Source organism: Flavobacterium sp. T12S277 (assembly GCF_048514875.1).
In the GTDB taxonomy this organism is placed as follows: domain Bacteria; phylum Bacteroidota; class Bacteroidia; order Flavobacteriales; family Flavobacteriaceae; genus Flavobacterium.
This window is the reverse complement of the sequence record NZ_JBLYEG010000004.1, coordinates 218,391-237,709: the sequence shown is the minus strand read 5'-3', so window position 1 is coordinate 237,709 and position 19,319 is coordinate 218,391. Positions and strand designations below refer to the sequence as shown.

Annotated in this window: 32 protein-coding genes; all 32 read left to right on the top strand. The window is 35.5% G+C overall.

Annotated features, from left to right (window positions below; translation table 11 throughout):
• The first annotated feature begins 2 nt into the window (after positions 1-2).
• On the top strand, positions 3-2,159 hold the full coding sequence (fusA, locus tag ACN1CN_RS08845; RefSeq protein ID WP_173967235.1) for an elongation factor G: 2,157 nt from the start codon (positions 3-5) through the stop codon (positions 2,157-2,159).
• 11 nt (positions 2,160-2,170) lie between these two features.
• The gene (gene rpsJ / locus ACN1CN_RS08840; protein ID WP_007803605.1) at positions 2,171-2,476 is read left to right on the top strand and encodes a 30S ribosomal protein S10; all 306 of its coding nucleotides are present in this window, start codon (positions 2,171-2,173) and stop codon (positions 2,474-2,476) included.
• 407 nt (positions 2,477-2,883) lie between these two features.
• Complete coding sequence (gene rplC / locus ACN1CN_RS08835) at positions 2,884-3,501, top strand: 50S ribosomal protein L3 (protein WP_026982958.1); 618 nt, start codon at positions 2,884-2,886, stop codon at positions 3,499-3,501.
• The gene (gene rplD / locus ACN1CN_RS08830) at positions 3,501-4,130 is read left to right on the top strand and encodes a 50S ribosomal protein L4 (protein ID WP_065450855.1); all 630 of its coding nucleotides are present in this window, start codon (positions 3,501-3,503) and stop codon (positions 4,128-4,130) included. Before rplC ends, rplD begins: the two co-directional genes overlap by 1 nt.
• Positions 4,131-4,137: 7 nt before the next feature.
• Positions 4,138-4,428 carry a 50S ribosomal protein L23 gene (gene rplW / locus ACN1CN_RS08825; RefSeq protein WP_017495018.1) on the top strand — a complete coding sequence of 97 codons (291 nt, stop codon included), beginning with the start codon at positions 4,138-4,140 and terminating at the stop codon, positions 4,426-4,428.
• A 9-nt stretch (positions 4,429-4,437) separates the two neighbouring features.
• The gene (gene rplB, locus ACN1CN_RS08820) at positions 4,438-5,262 is read left to right on the top strand and encodes a 50S ribosomal protein L2 (protein WP_173967238.1); all 825 of its coding nucleotides are present in this window, start codon (positions 4,438-4,440) and stop codon (positions 5,260-5,262) included.
• A 6-nt stretch (positions 5,263-5,268) separates the two neighbouring features.
• On the top strand, positions 5,269-5,547 hold the full coding sequence (rpsS, locus tag ACN1CN_RS08815; protein WP_031456039.1) for a 30S ribosomal protein S19: 279 nt from the start codon (positions 5,269-5,271) through the stop codon (positions 5,545-5,547).
• A gap of 6 nt (positions 5,548-5,553) precedes the next feature.
• Positions 5,554-5,967, top strand: a complete 414-nt coding sequence (gene rplV / locus ACN1CN_RS08810; protein ID WP_007803631.1) for a 50S ribosomal protein L22 — start codon at positions 5,554-5,556, stop codon at positions 5,965-5,967.
• Positions 5,968-5,972: 5 nt separating this feature from the next.
• Complete coding sequence (gene rpsC / locus ACN1CN_RS08805; RefSeq protein WP_012022487.1) at positions 5,973-6,731, top strand: 30S ribosomal protein S3; 759 nt, start codon at positions 5,973-5,975, stop codon at positions 6,729-6,731.
• Positions 6,732-6,750: 19 nt separating this feature from the next.
• Complete coding sequence (gene rplP, locus ACN1CN_RS08800) at positions 6,751-7,176, top strand: 50S ribosomal protein L16 (RefSeq protein ID WP_007803637.1); 426 nt, start codon at positions 6,751-6,753, stop codon at positions 7,174-7,176.
• Positions 7,177-7,189: 13 nt separating this feature from the next.
• On the top strand, positions 7,190-7,381 hold the full coding sequence (gene rpmC / locus ACN1CN_RS08795; protein WP_007803639.1) for a 50S ribosomal protein L29: 192 nt from the start codon (positions 7,190-7,192) through the stop codon (positions 7,379-7,381).
• 17 nt (positions 7,382-7,398) lie between these two features.
• Positions 7,399-7,659: a 30S ribosomal protein S17 gene (rpsQ, locus tag ACN1CN_RS08790; RefSeq protein WP_007803646.1), complete on the top strand. Its 261-nt coding sequence runs from the start codon at positions 7,399-7,401 to the stop codon at positions 7,657-7,659.
• Between the two features lie 2 nt (positions 7,660-7,661).
• Positions 7,662-8,030, top strand: a complete 369-nt coding sequence (gene rplN / locus ACN1CN_RS08785; RefSeq protein WP_007803649.1) for a 50S ribosomal protein L14 — start codon at positions 7,662-7,664, stop codon at positions 8,028-8,030.
• Between the two features lie 11 nt (positions 8,031-8,041).
• Complete coding sequence (gene rplX / locus ACN1CN_RS08780; RefSeq protein WP_007803650.1) at positions 8,042-8,356, top strand: 50S ribosomal protein L24; 315 nt, start codon at positions 8,042-8,044, stop codon at positions 8,354-8,356.
• A 2-nt stretch (positions 8,357-8,358) separates the two neighbouring features.
• Entirely contained in the window at positions 8,359-8,910 is a 552-nt protein-coding gene (rplE, locus tag ACN1CN_RS08775; RefSeq protein ID WP_017495015.1) for a 50S ribosomal protein L5, read from the top strand.
• A gap of 3 nt (positions 8,911-8,913) precedes the next feature.
• The gene (gene rpsN / locus ACN1CN_RS08770) at positions 8,914-9,183 is read left to right on the top strand and encodes a 30S ribosomal protein S14 (RefSeq protein ID WP_008464305.1); all 270 of its coding nucleotides are present in this window, start codon (positions 8,914-8,916) and stop codon (positions 9,181-9,183) included.
• Between the two features lie 104 nt (positions 9,184-9,287).
• Entirely contained in the window at positions 9,288-9,686 is a 399-nt protein-coding gene (gene rpsH / locus ACN1CN_RS08765; RefSeq protein ID WP_017495014.1) for a 30S ribosomal protein S8, read from the top strand.
• An 18-nt stretch (positions 9,687-9,704) separates the two neighbouring features.
• Positions 9,705-10,247, top strand: coding sequence for a 50S ribosomal protein L6 (rplF, locus tag ACN1CN_RS08760; protein WP_264525345.1), 543 nt, complete (start codon positions 9,705-9,707; stop codon positions 10,245-10,247).
• Between the two features lie 11 nt (positions 10,248-10,258).
• A complete protein-coding gene (gene rplR / locus ACN1CN_RS08755) occupies positions 10,259-10,609 on the top strand; it encodes a 50S ribosomal protein L18 (protein WP_072960630.1) in 351 nt (116 codons plus the stop codon).
• A gap of 3 nt (positions 10,610-10,612) precedes the next feature.
• Positions 10,613-11,137 carry a 30S ribosomal protein S5 gene (gene rpsE / locus ACN1CN_RS08750; protein WP_085950926.1) on the top strand — a complete coding sequence of 175 codons (525 nt, stop codon included), beginning with the start codon at positions 10,613-10,615 and terminating at the stop codon, positions 11,135-11,137.
• 12 nt (positions 11,138-11,149) lie between these two features.
• Positions 11,150-11,332, top strand: a complete 183-nt coding sequence (gene rpmD / locus ACN1CN_RS08745; protein WP_017495010.1) for a 50S ribosomal protein L30 — start codon at positions 11,150-11,152, stop codon at positions 11,330-11,332.
• Positions 11,333-11,343: 11 nt separating this feature from the next.
• Complete coding sequence (gene rplO / locus ACN1CN_RS08740; protein WP_017495009.1) at positions 11,344-11,796, top strand: 50S ribosomal protein L15; 453 nt, start codon at positions 11,344-11,346, stop codon at positions 11,794-11,796.
• A gap of 13 nt (positions 11,797-11,809) precedes the next feature.
• Positions 11,810-13,156, top strand: coding sequence for a preprotein translocase subunit SecY (secY, locus tag ACN1CN_RS08735; RefSeq protein ID WP_017495008.1), 1,347 nt, complete (start codon positions 11,810-11,812; stop codon positions 13,154-13,156).
• A 7-nt stretch (positions 13,157-13,163) separates the two neighbouring features.
• Positions 13,164-13,379, top strand: coding sequence for a translation initiation factor IF-1 (gene infA / locus ACN1CN_RS08730; protein WP_007136545.1), 216 nt, complete (start codon positions 13,164-13,166; stop codon positions 13,377-13,379).
• Positions 13,380-13,391: 12 nt separating this feature from the next.
• Positions 13,392-13,508, top strand: a complete 117-nt coding sequence (ykgO, locus tag ACN1CN_RS08725) for a type B 50S ribosomal protein L36 (protein WP_002987490.1) — start codon at positions 13,392-13,394, stop codon at positions 13,506-13,508.
• 2 nt (positions 13,509-13,510) lie between these two features.
• Positions 13,511-13,885 (top strand): 30S ribosomal protein S13, encoded by a 375-nt coding sequence (gene rpsM, locus ACN1CN_RS08720; RefSeq protein ID WP_056245953.1) that lies wholly within the window; start codon positions 13,511-13,513, stop codon positions 13,883-13,885.
• Positions 13,886-13,893: 8 nt separating this feature from the next.
• Positions 13,894-14,277 carry a 30S ribosomal protein S11 gene (gene rpsK, locus ACN1CN_RS08715; RefSeq protein ID WP_007803677.1) on the top strand — a complete coding sequence of 128 codons (384 nt, stop codon included), beginning with the start codon at positions 13,894-13,896 and terminating at the stop codon, positions 14,275-14,277.
• Positions 14,278-14,372: 95 nt separating this feature from the next.
• Positions 14,373-14,978 carry a 30S ribosomal protein S4 gene (gene rpsD / locus ACN1CN_RS08710; protein ID WP_026982953.1) on the top strand — a complete coding sequence of 202 codons (606 nt, stop codon included), beginning with the start codon at positions 14,373-14,375 and terminating at the stop codon, positions 14,976-14,978.
• A gap of 21 nt (positions 14,979-14,999) precedes the next feature.
• The gene (locus tag ACN1CN_RS08705) at positions 15,000-15,992 is read left to right on the top strand and encodes a DNA-directed RNA polymerase subunit alpha (RefSeq protein ID WP_026109818.1); all 993 of its coding nucleotides are present in this window, start codon (positions 15,000-15,002) and stop codon (positions 15,990-15,992) included.
• Between the two features lie 36 nt (positions 15,993-16,028).
• Positions 16,029-16,517, top strand: a complete 489-nt coding sequence (rplQ, locus tag ACN1CN_RS08700; protein WP_017495007.1) for a 50S ribosomal protein L17 — start codon at positions 16,029-16,031, stop codon at positions 16,515-16,517.
• Positions 16,518-16,768: 251 nt separating this feature from the next.
• Entirely contained in the window at positions 16,769-17,887 is a 1,119-nt protein-coding gene (carA, locus tag ACN1CN_RS08695) for a glutamine-hydrolyzing carbamoyl-phosphate synthase small subunit (RefSeq protein WP_419135378.1), read from the top strand.
• 102 nt (positions 17,888-17,989) lie between these two features.
• Entirely contained in the window at positions 17,990-19,282 is a 1,293-nt protein-coding gene (gene eno / locus ACN1CN_RS08690; RefSeq protein ID WP_053470835.1) for a phosphopyruvate hydratase, read from the top strand.
• The last annotated feature ends 37 nt before the right edge of the window (positions 19,283-19,319 follow it).

Here is a 19,319-nt window from a genome sequence, read left to right as displayed (position 1 = left end):
AAATGGCTAGAGATTTAAAATATACAAGAAATATCGGAATTGCTGCTCACATTGATGCTGGTAAAACAACAACTACTGAGCGTATCCTTTTTTATACTGGAAAGTCACATAAAATTGGTGAAGTACACGATGGTGCTGCAACAATGGACTGGATGGCTCAAGAGCAAGAAAGAGGTATTACAATTACTTCAGCTGCAACAACTTGTGAGTGGAATTTTCCAACTGAGCAAGGAAAACTTTTGCCTGAATCATTGCCATACCACTTTAATATTATTGATACTCCTGGACACGTTGACTTTACTGTAGAGGTAAACCGTTCTTTACGTGTACTTGACGGATTAGTTTTCTTATTTAGTGCTGTTGATGGTGTTGAGCCTCAATCAGAAACTAACTGGAGACTTGCTGATCAGTACAGAGTTCCACGTATGGGATTTGTTAACAAAATGGACCGTCAAGGATCTAACTTCTTAGGGGTTTGTCAACAGGTTCGTGATATGTTGAAATCAAATGCTGTTGCGATCACTTTGCCAATTGGTGAAGAAAATGATTTCAAAGGTGTTGTAGATTTAGTAAAAAACCAAGCTATCATTTGGCATGATGCAACTCAAGGGGCAACTTTTGATATTGTTGAAATTCCTGCTGATATGGTTGCAGAGGTTAAAGAATACAGATCTATTCTTATTGAAGCGGTTGCTGATTACGATGAAAACCTTTTAGAGAAATTCATGGAAGATGAAAACTCTATTACTGAGGAAGAAATCAACAACGCTTTAAGAGCTGCTACTATGGATATGGCTATCATCCCGATGATCGCTGGTTCTTCTTTCAAAAACAAAGGAGTTCAATTCATGTTAGATGCAGTTTGTAAATATTTACCTTCTCCAATGGATAAGGAAGGTATCGAAGGAATTCACCCTGATGATGCTGAATTATTAGAAGAAGATCAAACTAAAATCTTACGTCGTCCAGACGTAAAAGAGCCGTTCGCTGCTTTGGCATTTAAAATTGCTACTGACCCATTCGTAGGTCGTTTAGCTTTCTTCCGTGCTTATTCTGGACGTTTAGATGCTGGTTCTTACGTTTTGAACACTCGTTCAGGAAGTAAAGAAAGAATCTCTCGTATCTACCAAATGCACGCTAACAAACAAAATCCAATCGAATATATTGAGGCTGGAGATATTGGAGCTGCTGTTGGATTTAAAGATATCAAAACTGGAGATACATTGTGTGATGAAAAACACCCAATCATTCTTGAGTCTATGAAATTCCCTGCACCGGTAATTGGTATTGCAATTGAACCTAAAACTAAAGCTGACGTTGATAAGATGGGTATGGCTTTGGCTAAATTAGCTGAAGAAGATCCAACATTTACAGTTAGAACAGATGAGGCTTCAGGGCAAACTATTATCTCAGGTATGGGTGAGCTTCACTTAGATATCTTAGTAGATCGTATGAAACGTGAATTTAAAGTTGAAGTGAACCAAGGTGAGCCTCAAGTTGAATACAAAGAAGCGTTTACAAGAACTGCAACACACAGAGAAACTTACAAGAAACAATCAGGAGGTCGTGGTAAATTCGGTGATATCGTATTTACACTTGAGCCAGCTGAAGAAGTGGATGGTAAAGTTCCTGTAGGATTACAGTTTATTAATGCAGTAAAAGGTGGTAACGTTCCTAAGGAATATATCCCTTCTGTAGAAAAAGGTTTCCGTGAAGCTATGAAAACTGGTCCATTGGCAGGTTATCAAGTAGATAGTTTAAAAGTAACTTTGACGGACGGATCTTTCCACCCTGTCGATTCTGATGCACTTTCTTTTGAGTTAGCTGCTAGAATGGGTTATAGAGAAGTAGCTAAAGCTGCTGGTGCTATTATTTTGGAGCCAATCATGAAAATGGAAGTTATTACTCCTGAAGAAAACATGGGAGATATCGTTGGTGATATCAACCGTCGTAGAGGTCAGGTGAATGACATGGGTGACAGAAACGGTGCTAAAACTATTAAAGCTGATGTGCCTTTATCAGAAATGTTTGGTTATGTAACAACATTAAGAACATTATCATCTGGTAGAGCAACTTCAACAATGGAGTTTTCTCACTATGCAGAAACACCTTCTAATATTTCAGAAGCTGTAATTAAAAAAGCAAAAGGTAACGCTTAATTCTTAAGAAAATGAGTCAAAAAATCAGAATAAAACTAAAATCTTACGATCACATGTTGGTAGATAAATCTGCTGAAAAGATCGTAAAAACAGTAAAAACTACTGGAGCAGTTGTAACAGGTCCAATTCCGTTACCAACTCACAAAAAACTTTTCACTGTATTGCGTTCTCCGCACGTTAACAAAAAAGCGAGAGAGCAATTTGAAGTAATGTCATACAAGAGATTGATTGATATTTATTCATCTTCATCTAAAACTATTGATGCATTAATGAAACTTGAATTGCCAAGTGGGGTTGAAGTAGAGATAAAAGTATAATTTTTTTATATTTTTTTATATAAAAAGCGAGACAGAAATGTCTCGCTTTTTTTTGTTTTTGGAAGGAGATTTTGAATCGGGTATTTTTTTAATATTCGATGATTTTAGGGGGAGGGTAAGTTGATGTAAAGTCCTTTGTTTTAAGGGGGTGCGAAAGTTTTTTATTTCTGTTTTATTATGTAATTGTTAAGTGTGAATTGTGTAAAGATTAAAAAAAATGCTTCAAATTTTGAGATCGGAAAAGTTGTGCCGGCGGTTATTTTGGGGCTTGGATTTTGATTATGAGCGATTTAATTTTTCTAACTGTTTGGTATATTCAATTTTAATATCTACTTTTGCACTCCCTGTTTGGAAATTTCTGTTATTTTCAAATTGAAGGGAATTTTAGTAATTAATAATTAATATTTATGTCTGGGTTAATTGGTAAAAAAATCGGCATGACTAGTATTTTCGACGAAAACGGGAAAAACATTCCTTGTACAGTAATCGAGGCTGGGCCGTGTGTTGTTACCCAAGTCAGAACCAAAGGTGTTGACGGGTACGAAGCGTTGCAACTTGGTTTCGATGACAAAAACGAGAAACATTCCACTAAAGCGGCTGTAGGTCACTTTAAAAAAGCTGGAACTGTTGCTAAGAAAAAAGTCGTTGAATTTCAAGATTTTGCAACTGAACAAAAATTAGGAGATCTTATTGATGTTTCTATTTTTGCTGAAGGAGAATTTGTAGATGTACAAGGTGTATCTAAAGGTAAAGGTTTTCAAGGGGTTGTTAAACGTCACGGTTTTGGTGGTGTTGGACAAGCAACTCACGGTCAACACAACCGTTTAAGAGCGCCAGGTTCTGTAGGAGCATCTTCTTATCCATCTAGAGTATTCAAAGGAATGCGTATGGCTGGAAGAATGGGAGGAGACAATGTAAAAGTTCAAAACCTTAGAGTTTTAAAAGTAGTAGCTGAAAAGAACCTACTTGTTATTAAAGGATGCGTTCCTGGACATAAAAACTCTTATGTAATCATTCAGAAGTAATGGAAGTAAAAGTATTAGATTTCAACGGAAAAGATACTGGAAGAAAAGTTCAACTTTCTGATTCAGTATTCGCAATTGAACCAAACAATCACGCTGTATACCTTGATGTTAAGCAATATCTTGCTAATCAAAGACAAGGTACTCACAAAGCTAAAGAAAGAGCTGAAGTGACAGGAAGTACACGTAAGATTAAAAAACAAAAAGGAACTGGTACAGCTCGTGCGGGAAGTATCAAAAATCCATTGTTTAAAGGTGGTGGAACAATTTTCGGACCAAGACCAAGAAGTTATTCATTCAAATTGAATAAAAGCTTGAAAAGATTGGCAAGAAAATCAGCTTTCTCAATCAAAGCAAAAGAGTCGAATATCATCGTTCTTGAAGACTTTAATTTTGAAGCGCCAAACACTAAAAATTTCATTAACGTTTTGAAAGCTTTAGGGTTAGAGAATAAAAAATCCTTATTTGTGTTGGGTGAGTCGAATAAAAATGTATATTTGTCGTCACGCAATTTAAAGGCTTCTAATGTCGTAACTAGCTCAGAATTAAGCACTTACGCTATTTTAAACACTAACAATTTAGTGCTTTTAGAAGGTTCTTTGGAGTTAATTGAAGAAAATTTAAGTAAATAATAGGAATATGAGTATCATAATTAGACCTATAGTAACGGAAAAAGTAACCAAAGAAAGTGAAGTTTTAAACCGCTTCGGATTCGTTGTTGACAAAAAAGCAAACAAAGTTCAAATTAAGAAAGCTGTTGAAGCTGCTTATGGAGTAACTATCGTTTCAGTTAACACGATGAACGTAAGACCGGATAGAACTACAAAATACACTAAAAGTGGTTTAATCAGTGGAAAGACAAATGCAATTAAAAAAGCAATTGTACAAGTACAAGAAGGAGAAACAATTGATTTTTACAACAATATCTAAGATAGAAAAATGTCAGTAAGAAAATTAAAACCTATTACCCCAGGTCAGCGATTTAGAGTTGTGAATGGTTATGACGCCATTACAACTGATAAGCCGGAACGCTCTTTGATAGCGCCGATAAAAAACTCTGGAGGTAGAAATAGTCAAGGAAAGATGACCATGCGTTATACGGGTGGTGGTCACAAGCAGAGATATCGTATTATTGATTTCAAAAGAACTAAAGACGGAATTCCGGCTACTGTGAAATCAATCGAATACGATCCAAATCGTACTGCATTTATCGCTTTATTAGCTTATGCTGATGGTGAGAAAACTTATATTATTGCTCAAAACGGATTGAAAGTTGGTCAGAAATTAGTTTCTGGTCCAGAATCTCAACCTGAAATTGGTAATACATTGCCTTTAAGCAGAATTCCTTTGGGAACTGTAATCTCTTGTATTGAGTTACGTCCAGGTCAAGGTGCGGTAATCGCTCGTTCAGCTGGAACATTTGCTCAGTTAATGGCAAGAGATGGAAAATATGCTACAATTAAAATGCCATCTGGTGAAACAAGATTGATCTTGTTAACTTGTTCGGCTACAATTGGAGCTGTTTCTAATTCAGACCACCAATTAGTTGTATCAGGAAAAGCTGGTAGAACAAGATGGTTAGGAAGAAGACCTAGAACAAGACCTGTTGCAATGAACCCTGTTGATCACCCAATGGGTGGTGGAGAAGGACGTTCTTCTGGTGGACATCCACGTTCAAGAAATGGAATACCAGCAAAAGGTTATAGAACTCGTTCTAAGAAAAACCCGAGTAACAAGTATATCGTAGAACGTAGAAAGAAATAATAAGATATGGCACGTTCATTAAAAAAAGGACCTTTCGTTCATTATAAGTTAGACAAGAAAGTTCAAGAAAACATTGAAAGCGGAAAAAATGGAGTAGTAAAGACTTGGTCTAGAGCTTCCATGATTACTCCAGACTTTGTTGGACAAACAATCGCAGTTCATAACGGTCGTCAATTTGTACCAGTTTACGTAACAGAAAACATGGTAGGTCACAAATTAGGAGAGTTTTCACCAACTAGATCTTTTAGAGGTCATGCTGGAGCAAAAAATAAAGGTAAAAAATAAGAAGCAATGGGAGTTCGTAAAAGAGAAACAGCAGATGCGAGAAAAGAGGCTAATAAGTCTATTGCTTTCGCAAAATTGAATAACTGCCCTACTTCACCTAGAAAAATGCGCTTAGTAGCGGACTTGGTAAGAGGTCAGAAGGTAGAAAGAGCACTTAACATCTTAAGATTCAGTTCTAAAGAAGCTTCAAGAAAACTAGAAAAACTATTATTATCTGCAATCAACAACTGGGAGCAAAAAAATAGTGAAGGTAATTTAGAAGAGGCTGGATTATTTGTTAAAGAGATCAGAGTAGATGGTGGAATGATGTTGAAAAGACTTCGTCCAGCTCCACAAGGTCGTGCACACAGAATAAGAAAACGTTCTAATCACGTAACAATCGTGCTTGGAGCTATCAATAACACACAAAGCAATTCTTAAGCAGCATGGGACAAAAGACAAATCCAATTGGAAATAGACTTGGTATCATCAGAGGGTGGGACTCAAACTGGTATGGTGGAAATGATTACGGTGATAAATTAGCCGAAGATCACAAAATCAGAAAGTATATCCACGCTCGTTTATCAAAAGCTAGTGTATCTAAAGTAATCATCGAGAGAACTTTGAAACTTGTAACCGTTACTATCACTACTGCCAGACCTGGTATCATTATCGGAAAAGGTGGACAAGAGGTAGACAAGTTGAAAGAAGAACTTAAGAAAGTTACTGACAAAGAGGTTCAAATCAACATCTTTGAAATTAAAAGACCTGAGTTAGATGCTTATCTTGTGGCGACAAGCATCGCTCGTCAAATCGAAAGCCGTATTTCTTACAGACGTGCAATCAAAATGGCTATTGCTGCTTCTATGCGTATGAACGCTGAAGGTATCAAAGTTTTGATTTCTGGTCGTTTGAATGGTGCTGAGATGGCGCGTTCAGAAGGTTTCAAAGAAGGTAGAATTCCTCTATCAACTTTCAGAGCTGATATTGATTATGCTTTGGCTGAAGCTCACACTACTTACGGTAGAATGGGTATCAAAGTATGGATCATGAAAGGTGAAGTTTATGGAAAGAGAGATCTTTCTCCGCTTGCAGGAATGGATAAAAAACAATCTGGAACTGGTGGTGGTAAAGGTGGAGATGCCCCTAGAGGTAAATCTAACTTTAATAAAGGTGGAAAACCAGACGCTCGTAAAAGAAAGTAAATTTTTAAACTAAAGAAAAATGTTACAGCCTAAAAGAACAAAATACCGTAAGGTACAAAAAGGTAAAATGAAAGGTAACTCTCAAAGAGGGCATGAACTTTCTAATGGAATGTTTGGTATTAAATCTGTACATGAAGATGGAATGTTCTTAACCTCTCGTCAAATCGAAGCTGCGCGTATCGCTGCAACTCGTTTCATGAAGAGAGAAGGACAATTATGGATCAAAATATTTCCAGACAAACCAATTACTAAGAAGCCTCTTGAGGTACGTATGGGTAAAGGTAAAGGTGCCGTTGAATATTGGGCTGCCGTTGTTAAACCCGGAAGAATTATGTTTGAAGTTGGAGGAGTTCCTTTATCAGTTGCAAAAGAGGCGTTACGTCTTGCAGCTCAAAAGCTTCCAGTAAAAACTAAATTCGTCGTTGCTAGAGATTTCGAAGCATAATTAAATTTATATTATGAAACAATCAGAAATAAAAGATCTTTCTGCAGCGGAGTTGCAAGAAAAACTTAGTCAAACTAAGAAAATATATGCTGACCTAAAAATGGCTCACGCTATTTCTCCAATTGAGAACCCACTTCAAATTAGAAGTGTAAGAAGAACAGTTGCAAGATTGGCTACAGAGTTAACTAAAAGAGAGTTACAATAATTGTATTCTGCTGAAAGATGGAAGAAAAAAGAAATTTAAGAAAAGAAAGAATAGGTGTTGTTACTTCAAATAAAATGGATAAGTCTATTGTTATTGCTGAAGTAAGAAAAGTAAAACACCCATTATACGGTAAGTTCGTGTTGAAAACAAAGAAATACGTTGCACACGACGAAACAAACGACTGTAACATTGGAGATACTGTAAGAATTAGCGAAACGCGTCCTTTAAGTAAAACAAAATGTTGGAGATTAGTTGAAATCTTAGAAAGAGCTAAATAATTATGGTACAACAGGAATCAAGACTAAAAGTAGCAGATAACACGGGAGCAAAAGAAGTTTTAACTATCCGTGTTTTAGGAGGTACCAAAAGAAGGTATGCCTCTGTTGGTGACAAGATTGTAGTATCTATTAAAGATGCAACTCCTAACGGTAACGTTAAAAAAGGAGCTGTTTCAACTGCAGTTGTTGTACGTACCAAAAAAGAAGTGAGAAGAGCTGATGGTTCTTATATCCGTTTCGATGATAATGCATGTGTTCTTTTGAACGCTGCAGGGGAAATGAGAGGAACACGTGTTTTTGGTCCGGTAGCAAGAGAACTTCGTGAAAAACAATTCATGAAAATTGTATCATTAGCACCAGAAGTGCTTTAATTCGTTTTAAGATGATAAAGCTAAAAATAAAATCAGGAGATATCGTAAGAGTTATTGCTGGAGACCATAAAGGTGCTGAAGGTAAAGTTTTACGTGTTTACCGTGAGAAAAATAAAGCGATAGTTGAAGGTGTAAACATGGTTTCGAAACATACAAAACCAAGTGCTAAAAACCCTCAAGGTGGTATCGTTAAGAAAGAAGCTTCTATACAAATATCTAACATTTCACTAATTGATCCTAAAACTAAGGAAACAACTAGAGTTGGTATTAGAGTAGAAGGAGATAAGAAAGTAAGATTTTCAAAAAAATCTAATCAAGTACTATAGTAATGGCATATACACCTAGACTAAAAGAAGAATATAAGAGTAGAGTAATCTCTGCTCTTAAAGAAGAATTCGGATATACAAACGTAATGCAAGTTCCTAAACTTGAAAAAATCGTTTTGAGCCGTGGAGTTGGTGCAGCTGTATCTGATAAAAAACTTATTGACTATGCAGTTGATGAGTTAACAAAGATCACTGGACAAAAAGCAGTATCTACAATTTCAAAGAAAGACGTTGCGTCTTTCAAATTGAGAAAAGGGATGCCTATTGGAGCAAAAGTTACTTTACGTGGAGAGAGAATGTATGAGTTTTTAGACAGACTTATTACTTCTGCTTTGCCACGCGTTAGAGATTTTAGTGGTATCAAAGCTACTGGTTTCGACGGAAGAGGTAATTACAATCTTGGAGTTTTAGAGCAAATCATTTTCCCAGAAATTGATATTGACAAAGTAAACAAAATTTCAGGAATGGATATTACTTTTGTTACTACTGCAAAAACAGACAAAGAAGCAAAGTCGTTATTGGCTGAATTAGGTTTACCTTTTAAAAAGAATTAAGACATGGCTAAAGAATCAATGAAAGCCCGTGAGGTGAAAAGAGAGAAAACGGTAGCTAAGTACGCTGAAAAAAGAAAAGCTTTATTAGAAGCTGGAGATTATGAAGGCTTACAAAGATTACCTAAAAATGCTTCACCAGTTCGTTTACACAACCGTTGTAAATTAACAGGTAGACCAAGAGGTTATATTCGTCAATTTGGTATTTCACGTGTAACTTTCCGTGAGATGGCAAATAATGGATTAATCCCTGGAGTAAAAAAGGCTTCTTGGTAATCTCGCAATAAGTTATTACTTTTGCAAACCGAAAAATAATTTTAATTGATTAAAGGTTCGGGAGACGGGTGTCTCCCGAAAACCATAATCGCAATCAAATACATATGTATACAGATCCTATTGCAGATTATTTGACTAGAGTTCGTAACGCTGTGGCTGCAAACCACAAAGTTGTCGAAATTCCAGCTTCTAATCTAAAAAAAGAAATAACTAAGATCTTATTTGATCAAGGTTATATCTTAAGTTACAAATTTGAAGACAACTCTGTTCAGGGTTCAATCAAAATTGCTTTGAAGTATGATAAAGATACTAAAGAGCCTGTAATTAAAGATATCCAAAGAATTAGTAAACCTGGTTTACGTAAGTACGCAGGTGCTGCCAAATTACCAAGAATCCTTAACGGATTAGGAATTGCAATTGTTTCAACTTCAAAAGGTCTTATGACTGGAAAACAAGCGAAACAATTAAATGTAGGTGGTGAAGTAATTTGTTACGTATACTAATTTTAAACACTAGATAAGATGTCAAGAATAGGTAAAAGCCCAATTGTAATCCCTGCTGGTGTAACTGTTGAAGTTAAAGACGGTATTATTACAGTAAAAGGAAAAAAAGGTCAACTAACTCAGGAGTTTTCGGACGTAACTGTAACAGTTGAAGGCGATCAAGTACAAGTTGAAAGATCGTCTGATCATAAAGACCAAAGAGCAAAACACGGATTGTACAGATCATTAATCAACAACATGATTATTGGTGTGGCTGAAGGTTTTACAAAAGAACTTGAATTAGTTGGAGTTGGTTATAGAGCTTCAAACCAAGGTCAAAAGTTAGATTTAGCTCTTGGATATTCTCACAATATTGTTTTAGAAATTGCTCCAGAAGTAGCTCTAGAAACAATATCTGAAAAAGGAAAGAACCCTATCGTAAAATTAACATCGTTTGATAAACAACTTTTAGGTCAGGTAGCTGCGAAAATCAGAGGTTTCCGTAAGCCTGAGCCATACAAAGGAAAAGGTGTTAAATTTGTGGGTGAAGTATTAAGAAGAAAAGCAGGTAAATCAGCTTAAAAAATAAGATTATGTCATTAACAAAATCTGATAGAAGACAGAGAATTAGATTCAGAATTAGAAAATCGATTAGTGGTACTGCTACTAACCCAAGACTATCTGTATTTAGAAGCAACAAAGAAATTTACGCTCAACTTATTGATGACGTAAACGGAGTTACTTTATTAGCTGCATCTTCAAGAGAAAAAGAAATAGGAAAAGGTACTAACGTTGAAGTAGCTGCTGCTGTTGGAAAACTAGTTGCAGAGAAAGCGTTAAAAGCCGGGATTGATACCATCACTTTTGACAGAGGTGGATATTTATACCACGGTCGTATTAAATCATTAGCAGAAGGCGCAAGAGCGGCTGGACTTAAATTCTAATATATTATGTCTAAATACAAAAATGTAGAATTGGTAAAACCAAGTGGTCTTGAACTTAAAGATCGTCTGGTAAGTGTTAATCGTGTTACTAAGGTTACAAAAGGTGGTAGAGCTTTCGGTTTTTCTGCTATTGTAGTTGTAGGTGATGAAAACGGAGTAGTTGGTCATGGATTAGGAAAATCTAAAGACGTTTCTGAAGCAATTGCGAAAGCAGTAGAAGATGCTAAGAAAAATTTAGTAAAAATTCCTTTGAACGGACAATCTGTTCCTCACGAACAAAAAGGTAAATTTGGTGGTGCACGTGTATTCTTAATTCCTGCTTCTCATGGTACAGGAGTTATTGCTGGTGGAGCTGTTCGTTCAGTTCTTGAATCAGTAGGTATTCACGATGTATTATCTAAATCTCAAGGATCATCAAATCCTCATAACGTGGTAAAAGCAACTTTTGATGCTTTATTACAAATGAGAAGCGCTCATACTGTTGCAAAACAAAGAGGTGTTTCTTTAGAAAAAGTTTTTAAAGGTTAATTCAAGGAAATTATGGCTAAATTATTAGTAAAACAAGTAAGAAGCAAAATCAACTGCCCTCTTTCTCAAAAAAGAGGTTTGGAAGCTTTAGGTCTACGTAAAATGGGACAAGTTGTAGAGCATGATTCAAATCCTGCAATCCTTGGGATGATAAACAAAGTTAAACACTTAGTTTCTGTCGAAGAAGCTAAATAACAAATACTGTTATGAATTTAAGTAACTTACAACCAGCTGAAGGGTCAACACACAATCAAAATAAAAGATTAGGTAGAGGAGAAGGTTCTGGAAAAGGTGGTACTTCTGCAAGAGGTCACAAAGGAGCAAAATCTCGTTCTGGATATTCTAAAAAGATTGGTTTTGAAGGAGGGCAAATGCCACTTCAAAGACGTGTGCCTAAGTTTGGTTTCACAAACATCAATCGTAAAGAATACGAAGGTGTTAATTTAGATACGCTTCAATTATTAGTAGACAATGGTGTGATTACTGATTCTGTTTCTATGACAGATTTCGTAGCAAATCGTCTGGCTACCAAAAATGAAATCGTTAAGATTTTAGGTAGAGGAGAATTGAAAGCAAAATTAAAAGTAACTGCCCACAAATTTACCGCTACTGCAAAAGCTGCTATCGAAGCTGCTGGTGGAGAAGCTGTAACTATATAACTTATCTATTAAGATGAAGAAATTTATTGAATCAATAAGTAATGTTTGGAAAATCGAAGAACTGAAAAATAGAATCTTAATTACTTTAGGATTGCTTTTAGTATATCGTTTTGGTGCACATGTTACGCTTCCTGGAATTGACGCAACTCAGTTAACAGGTTTAGCGGGACAAACTAAAAATGGTCTGGGATCTATCCTGGACATGTTTACAGGAGGTGCTTTCTCTAAAGCTTCAGTTTTTGCTTTAGGTATTATGCCTTATATTTCTGCATCTATTGTTGTTCAGTTGATGGGAATTGCGATTCCTTATTTACAAAAACTTCAGAACGATGGAGAGAGTGGTAGAAAAAAGATTAATCAAATCACTCGTTGGTTGACTATAGCTATTACACTGGTTCAAGGTCCAACTTATATCTATAATTTGTATAGAACATTGCCTGGTAGTGCATTCTTACTGGGCTTTAATTCACCTGAATTTTTGTTCTCATCAGTTATTATCTTAGTTACAGGTACAATTTTTGCTATGTGGCTTGGAGAAAAAATTACAGATAAAGGTATTGGAAATGGAATTTCATTATTGATTATGGTTGGTATCTTAGCGCGCTTACCGCAAGCTTTTATACAAGAATTTACAACCAGAGTTACCAATAACAATGGAGGTCCAATGTTGTTAGTTATTGAGATTATTGTGTGGTTATTAGTAATCATTTCTTGTGTATTGCTTACAATGGCAGTACGCAGAATCCCGGTTCAGTACGCTCGTCGTACAACAACTGGAGATTACGAGCAGGATTTAGCTGGTGGTAATAGACAATGGATTCCTCTTAAGCTTAATGCTTCTGGGGTTATGCCAATCATCTTTGCTCAGGCAATTATGTTTATTCCTGCAGCTGTAGCTGGATTGTCTAAATCAGACACATCACAATCTATTGTTGGTGCGTTTAGTAATATGTTCGGATTTTGGTACAACTTTGTATTTGCAACTTTAATTATTGTATTTACATTCTTTTATACTGCAATCACTGTTCCTACTAACAAAATGGCCGATGATTTAAAAAGAAGTGGTGGTTTTATTCCTGGAGTTCGTCCGGGAGCTGAAACTTCAGACTTCCTTGACAAAGTGATGTCTTTAATAACTTTCCCAGGATCTTTATTCCTTGCTTTGATTGCTGTGTTCCCAGCTATTGTTGTAAGTATTATGGATGTACAACAATCTTGGGCAATGTTTTTTGGAGGTACCTCATTAATAATTATGGTTGGAGTTGCAATAGATACTATTCAACAAATCAATTCATACTTGTTAAACAAGCATTATGATGGTTTAATGAAGACTGGTAAAAATAGAAAAGCGGTAGCTTAATATATTTATGGCAAAACAATCAGCAATAGAACAAGACGGATCAATCATCGAAGCATTATCAAATGCGATGTTCCGTGTAGAGTTAGAAAATGGACATATCGTAATTGCTCATATTTCTGGTAAAATGCGTATGCATTACATCAAGTTATTACCTGGTGATAAAGTGAAACTGGAAATGAGTCCTTATGATTTGTCAAAAGCAAGAATTACTTATCGATATTAAAGGATATTCACTATGAAAGTTAGAGCATCAGTAAAAAAGAGAAGTGCCGAGTGCATTATCGTGCGTAGAAAAGGGAGATTGTACGTAATAAACAAAAAGAATCCTAGATTTAAACAAAGACAAGGATAATTATGGCAAGAATAGCAGGGGTAGATATCCCAAAAAATAAAAGAGGTGTTATAGCACTAACCTACATCTTCGGATTAGGGAGAAGTAGAGCTATTGAGATTTTAGAAAAAGCTCAAGTTAGCCAAGACAAAAAAGTTCAAGATTGGAATGACGACGAGATCGGAGCAATTCGTGAGGCTGTTGGAGCATTCAAAATTGAAGGAGAATTACGTTCTGAAGTTTCTTTGAACATCAAACGTTTAATGGATATTGGTTGTTATAGAGGTATCCGTCATAGATCTGGTCTTCCGTTAAGAGGACAAAGAACTAAAAACAACTCTAGAACAAGAAAAGGTAAAAGAAAAACTGTTGCTAACAAGAAAAAAGCAACTAAATAATAAGTAATATGGCTAAAGCAACTGCAAAAAAACGTAAAGTTATCGTTGAATCAACGGGTGAAGCTCATATTTCTGCCACTTTCAACAACATTATCATTTCTTTGACTAACAAGAAAGGTGAAGTTATTTCTTGGTCTTCAGCTGGTAAAATGGGTTTCAGAGGTTCTAAAAAGAACACTCCGTATGCAGCTCAAATGGCAGCAGAAGATTGTAGTAAAGTAGCTCTTGAGGCAGGACTTAAAAAAGTAAAAGTTTATGTAAAAGGACCAGGAAACGGACGTGAGTCTGCTATCCGTTCTATTCATAACGGTGGAATTGAAGTTACAGAGATTATCGATGTTACTCCAATGCCTCACAACGGATGTCGTCCTCCAAAAAGACGTAGAGTTTAATTTTATTTATTCAATAGTATAAACAAGGTAGAGCATAGATTATCGAAGGATTTGACCTGAATTCATAATCTCTACCTTAAATTAATTTTTTAGAAATGGCAAGATATACTGGTCCAAAAACTAGAATTGCTCGTAAATTTGGCGAGGCAATCTTCGGAGATGATAAATCTTTCGAAAAAAGAAATTACCCACCTGGACAACACGGGATGGCTAAAAAAAGAGGTAAAAAATCTGAGTACGCTGTTCAGTTAATGGAAAAGCAAAAAGCTAAATATTCTTACGGAATTTTAGAAAAACAATTCAGAAATTTATTCAAAAAAGCATCAGCTACTAAAGGTGTTACTGGTGAAGTTCTTTTACAATTATGCGAAGCAAGATTAGATAACGTTGTTTTTAGAATGGGTATTGCTCCTTCTAGAAGAGGTGCTAGACAATTAGTTTCTCACAGACACGTTACTGTAAATGGTGAAGTTGTAAATATCGCTTCTTACCACCTTAAACCTGGTGATAAAGTTGCAGTTCGTGAAAAATCTAAATCTTTAGAAGCTATCGAACGTTCTTTATCAAATTCAAGTCATGTTTATGAATGGATTACTTGGAACAATGATCTTAAAGAAGGAACTTTCGTTTCTGTACCTGCGAGACTTCAAATTCCAGAAAACATTAAAGAACAATTAATCGTAGAGTTGTACAACAAATAATAATTGACTTAGTCGAAATTTATGGCAATATTTAATTTTCAAAAGCCCGATAAAGTTATCATGATCGATTCAACCGATTTTGAAGGTAAATTCGAATTTAGACCTTTAGAACCTGGTTATGGATTGACAGTTGGTAATGCACTTAGAAGAGTTTTGCTTTCAGCATTAGAAGGTTATGCAATTACATCTGTTCGTATCGAAGGTGTAGATCATGAGTTTTCTACTATTTCAGGTGTTGTTGAAGATGTTACCGAAATTATCCTTAATCTAAAACAAGTACGTTTCAAACGTCAAATCGAAGATATCGATAATGAAGCAGTTACAATTTCTGTTTCTGGTAAAGATCAATTAACAGCAGGTGATTTTCAAAAATTTATTTCAGGTTTTCAAGTTTTGAATCCAGACCTTGTTATCTGTAACTTAGATTCTAAAATCAAATTGAACTTCGATTTAACAATCGAAAAAGGTAGAGGATATGTTCCTGCTGAGGAGAACAAAAAACAGAACGCTGCAATTGGTACTATTTTTACAGACTCTATTTTTACCCCGGTAAAAAATGTAAAATATGCGATTGAAAACTTCCGTGTAGAGCAAAAAACAGATTACGAAAAATTAGTTTTTGAAATTAAAACTGATGGATCTATTAATCCAAAAGATGCCCTTACTGAAGCTGCTAAAGTTTTAATTCACCACTTCATGTTATTTTCTGACGAAAGAATTACACTCGAGGCTGACGAAATTGCACAAACAGAATCGTATGATGAAGAGTCATTGCATATGAGACAATTGCTTAAAACTAAGCTTGTTGATATGGATTTATCTGTGAGAGCATTAAATTGCTTGAAAGCGGCTGAAGTTGATACACTTGGTGATTTAGTATCGTTCAATAAAAATGATCTAATGAAATTCCGTAATTTTGGTAAAAAATCTTTAACTGAACTTGACGAACTTGTTGCAGTGAAGAATTTAACTTTCGGAATGGATTTAGCTAAATACAAATTAGATAAAGAATAATTCAATCCCGCTTGCGGGATTAAATTTAAAATAGCAATGAGACACGGAAAAAAATTCAATCACTTAAGCAGACAGACTGGACATAGAAAAGCTATGTTGGCTAATATGGCTTGTTCTCTTATCGAGCACAAACGTATTAACACTACTGTTGCTAAAGCTAAAGCGCTTAAACAATTCGTTGAGCCTTTAATCACAAAATCAAAAGAAGATACGACTCACAACCGTCGTATTGTTTTTGCTTACTTACGTAGTAAATATGCGGTAACTGACTTGTTCAGAGACGTAGCTGCTAAAGTTGGAGACCGTCCAGGTGGATACACTCGTATCATTAAAGTTGGAAATCGTTTGGGAGATAATGCTGATATGGCAATGATCGAACTTGTAGATTTCAATGAACTTTACAATGGAGGTAAAAAAGAAGTTAAAAAAGCAAAAAGCCGTCGTGGTGGTAAAGCTAAAAAAGCGGAAGGTACTCCTGAAGCTCCTGCTGCTGAATCAGAAACGACTACTGAAGCTTCTGAATAATTATGAAAGTAATGATTCTATAGAAATCAAGGATAAACTAATTTTTAGTTTATCCTTTTTTTTTGATTTTTTTTGAGTGAAATCAAAATTTAACTTATTTCAGTATCTCGGTTTTATTTTTAGAGCTGAAATTTTTAAAAAATCTTGGAAGCACTCTTTTAAAGAAGTAAATTTGCAAAATATCTAATTACACATGGAAATCCGCAAAGGAGTTTCATGAAACAGTTAAAAAAAACAATACAAATTAAAGAATGAAATACACGACACGACAAAGCGCCATTTTATTACTTACTGATGGGACTATTTTTCACGGAAAATCTATCGGAATTAGCGGTAAGACTTTTGGTGAAGTTTGTTTTAATACGGGAATGACCGGGTATCAGGAGATTTTTACAGATCCTTCTTATTTTGGCCAAATAATGGTTGCGACGAATACTCATATTGGAAATTACGGTGTTAATGATTCTGAAATTGAATCAGACAGCATCAAAATAGCCGGTTTGGTTTGTAAAAATTTTAGCTTTAATTATTCAAGAGAAGATGCTTCAGGAAGCCTGGAAGATTACTTTAAGAAGCAAAACTTAATTTGTATTTCTGATGTTGATACCAGAGCACTTGTAAGCTATATTCGTGACAATGGGGCAATGAATGCTGTTATCTGTACAGACGGGACTTCAATTGAAGACCTGAAAAAAGAATTAGCCAATGTGCCAGACATGGAAGGTTTAGAGTTGGCATCAAAAGTTTCAACTACTGAGCCTTATTTTTTTGGAGATGAAAATGCGACTTATAAAATATCTGCCTTAGATCTTGGGATCAAGAAAAACATCTTGAGAAATCTGGCAAAGAGAGATTGTTACATTAAAGTGTTTCCATACAATTCAACATATAAAGATCTATCCGAATTTAATCCGGACGGTTACTTTTTATCCAACGGTCCCGGAGACCCGGATCCGCTTTTTGGTGCAATAGAAGTAGCAAAAGAAATCCTGGCCAATGATAAACCTTTGTTCGGAATCTGTTTAGGACATCAGGTAATTGCTTTGGCAAATGGAGTTCAGACCTATAAGATGTTTAACGGTCATCGTGGAATCAATCACCCGGTGAAAAACTTAATTACGGGTAAGGGTGAAATAACTTCACAAAACCATGGTTTTGCTGTAAATAAAGAGCAGTTAGACAATCACCCGGAGTTAGAAATTACACATTTGCATTTAAACGATCAAACAGTGGCAGGTATGCGCATGAAGAATAAGAATTGTTTTTCAGTACAATACCACCCGGAAGCAAGTCCTGGACCACACGATTCGTCGTATTTGTTCGATCAGTTTGTCGAGAATATAAAAGAAGTTACTGCTAAAACGATGTAGTTAATAAATAAAGAGGTTTATTAGTTAGAATACGTTTTTACTATTAAATATTTTTATAATTTCGAAAAAAATATATAATTTATTAATAAAAAAATAAAAATAATGAGTATTATAATTAAAGTTCACGCAAGGCAAATTCTTGATTCCAGAGGTAATCCTACAATTGAAGTTGATGTAGTAACTGAAAATGGTGTTTTAGGTAGAGCTGCCGTTCCATCTGGAGCGTCAACCGGAGAGCATGAAGCTGTTGAATTACGTGACGGAGGTAAAGCTTATCTTGGAAAAGGAGTTTTGAATGCAGTGAACAATGTAAATACTGTTATTGCTGAAGAGCTAGTGGGTACTTCTGTTTTCGAACAAAATACAATCGACCAGTTAATGATTGATTTAGACGGTACTCCTAACAAATCTAAATTAGGAGCTAACGCTATTTTAGGAGTTTCTTTGGCTGCTGCTAAAGCTGCTGCTAACGAATTAGGACTGCCATTATACAGATACGTTGGTGGTGTTTCTGCCAATACGTTACCAGTACCAATGATGAATATCATCAATGGTGGTTCACACTCAGATGCGCCTATCGCATTTCAGGAATTTATGATTTTCCCTGTAAAAGCAACTTCTTTTACGCATGCTATGCAAATGGGAACTGAAATCTTCCACAGCTTGAAAAAAGTATTACACGATAGAGGTTTAAGTACAGCTGTAGGTGATGAAGGTGGTTTTGCACCAAACTTAGCAGGAGGTACTGAAGACGCTTTAGATACGATCAAATTGGCAGTTGAAAAAGCAGGATACACTTTCGGTGACGAAATTATGATTGCTCTTGACTGTGCTGCTTCTGAATTTTATGTAAACGGAAAATACGATTACACTAAATTTGAAGGTGAAACCGGAAAAATCAGAACTTCTGAAGAGCAGGCTGATTATTTAGCGGAATTGGCTGCTAAATATCCAATTATCTCTATTGAAGATGGTATGTATGAAGATGACTGGGATGGATGGAAATATTTGACTGAAAAAATTGGAAATAAAGTTCAGTTAGTAGGTGATGATTTATTTGTAACGAATGTAGCTCGTTTGTCTACTGGAATTGAAAAAGGTATTGCTAATTCAATTTTAGTAAAAGTAAATCAAATTGGTACATTGACTGAAACAATTGCAGCTGTAAATATGGCTAAAAATGCAGGGTACACTTCAGTAATGTCACACCGTTCAGGAGAAACAGAAGATAATACGATTGCTGACTTAGCCGTTGCTTTAAACTGTGGACAAATTAAAACAGGTTCTGCTTCCCGTTCTGACCGTATGGCAAAATACAATCAATTGCTAAGAATCGAAGAAGAGTTAGGAAGTACAGCTTATTTTCCTGGTCTAAATGCTTTTAAGATTAAGTAATTGTAAGAGTTATATATGAAATTTAAACCATCCGCCT

Excerpts from the sequence above, each read along its gene's own strand:
- rplQ (WP_017495007.1), top strand. The coding sequence starts at position 16,029 with ATGAGACACGGAAAAAAATTCAATCACTTAAGCAGACAGACTGGACAT.
- rplN (WP_007803649.1), top strand. The coding sequence starts at position 7,662 with ATGGTACAACAGGAATCAAGACTAAAAGTAGCAGATAACACGGGAGCA.
- ykgO (WP_002987490.1), top strand. The coding sequence starts at position 13,392 with ATGAAAGTTAGAGCATCAGTAAAAAAGAGAAGTGCCGAGTGCATTATC.
- rplF (WP_264525345.1), top strand. The coding sequence starts at position 9,705 with ATGTCAAGAATAGGTAAAAGCCCAATTGTAATCCCTGCTGGTGTAACT.
- rpsQ (WP_007803646.1), top strand. The coding sequence starts at position 7,399 with ATGGAAGAAAAAAGAAATTTAAGAAAAGAAAGAATAGGTGTTGTTACT.
- secY (WP_017495008.1), top strand. The coding sequence starts at position 11,810 with ATGAAGAAATTTATTGAATCAATAAGTAATGTTTGGAAAATCGAAGAA.
- rpsC (WP_012022487.1), top strand. The coding sequence starts at position 5,973 with ATGGGACAAAAGACAAATCCAATTGGAAATAGACTTGGTATCATCAGA.
- rplE (WP_017495015.1), top strand. The coding sequence starts at position 8,359 with ATGGCATATACACCTAGACTAAAAGAAGAATATAAGAGTAGAGTAATC.
- rpsJ (WP_007803605.1), top strand. The coding sequence starts at position 2,171 with ATGAGTCAAAAAATCAGAATAAAACTAAAATCTTACGATCACATGTTG.
- rpmD (WP_017495010.1), top strand. The coding sequence starts at position 11,150 with ATGGCTAAATTATTAGTAAAACAAGTAAGAAGCAAAATCAACTGCCCT.
- rplP (WP_007803637.1), top strand. The coding sequence starts at position 6,751 with ATGTTACAGCCTAAAAGAACAAAATACCGTAAGGTACAAAAAGGTAAA.
- carA (WP_419135378.1), top strand. The coding sequence starts at position 16,769 with ATGAAATACACGACACGACAAAGCGCCATTTTATTACTTACTGATGGG.
- infA (WP_007136545.1), top strand. The coding sequence starts at position 13,164 with ATGGCAAAACAATCAGCAATAGAACAAGACGGATCAATCATCGAAGCA.
- rplO (WP_017495009.1), top strand. The coding sequence starts at position 11,344 with ATGAATTTAAGTAACTTACAACCAGCTGAAGGGTCAACACACAATCAA.
- rpsN (WP_008464305.1), top strand. The coding sequence starts at position 8,914 with ATGGCTAAAGAATCAATGAAAGCCCGTGAGGTGAAAAGAGAGAAAACG.
- rplD (WP_065450855.1), top strand. The coding sequence starts at position 3,501 with ATGGAAGTAAAAGTATTAGATTTCAACGGAAAAGATACTGGAAGAAAA.
- rplW (WP_017495018.1), top strand. The coding sequence starts at position 4,138 with ATGAGTATCATAATTAGACCTATAGTAACGGAAAAAGTAACCAAAGAA.
- rplX (WP_007803650.1), top strand. The coding sequence starts at position 8,042 with ATGATAAAGCTAAAAATAAAATCAGGAGATATCGTAAGAGTTATTGCT.
- rpmC (WP_007803639.1), top strand. The coding sequence starts at position 7,190 with ATGAAACAATCAGAAATAAAAGATCTTTCTGCAGCGGAGTTGCAAGAA.
- rpsS (WP_031456039.1), top strand. The coding sequence starts at position 5,269 with ATGGCACGTTCATTAAAAAAAGGACCTTTCGTTCATTATAAGTTAGAC.
- fusA (WP_173967235.1), top strand. The coding sequence starts at position 3 with ATGGCTAGAGATTTAAAATATACAAGAAATATCGGAATTGCTGCTCAC.
- rpsH (WP_017495014.1), top strand. The coding sequence starts at position 9,288 with ATGTATACAGATCCTATTGCAGATTATTTGACTAGAGTTCGTAACGCT.
- rplR (WP_072960630.1), top strand. The coding sequence starts at position 10,259 with ATGTCATTAACAAAATCTGATAGAAGACAGAGAATTAGATTCAGAATT.
- rpsM (WP_056245953.1), top strand. The coding sequence starts at position 13,511 with ATGGCAAGAATAGCAGGGGTAGATATCCCAAAAAATAAAAGAGGTGTT.
- ACN1CN_RS08705 (WP_026109818.1), top strand. The coding sequence starts at position 15,000 with ATGGCAATATTTAATTTTCAAAAGCCCGATAAAGTTATCATGATCGAT.
- rplB (WP_173967238.1), top strand. The coding sequence starts at position 4,438 with ATGTCAGTAAGAAAATTAAAACCTATTACCCCAGGTCAGCGATTTAGA.
- rplC (WP_026982958.1), top strand. The coding sequence starts at position 2,884 with ATGTCTGGGTTAATTGGTAAAAAAATCGGCATGACTAGTATTTTCGAC.
- rpsK (WP_007803677.1), top strand. The coding sequence starts at position 13,894 with ATGGCTAAAGCAACTGCAAAAAAACGTAAAGTTATCGTTGAATCAACG.
- eno (WP_053470835.1), top strand. The coding sequence starts at position 17,990 with ATGAGTATTATAATTAAAGTTCACGCAAGGCAAATTCTTGATTCCAGA.
- rpsD (WP_026982953.1), top strand. The coding sequence starts at position 14,373 with ATGGCAAGATATACTGGTCCAAAAACTAGAATTGCTCGTAAATTTGGC.
- rplV (WP_007803631.1), top strand. The coding sequence starts at position 5,554 with ATGGGAGTTCGTAAAAGAGAAACAGCAGATGCGAGAAAAGAGGCTAAT.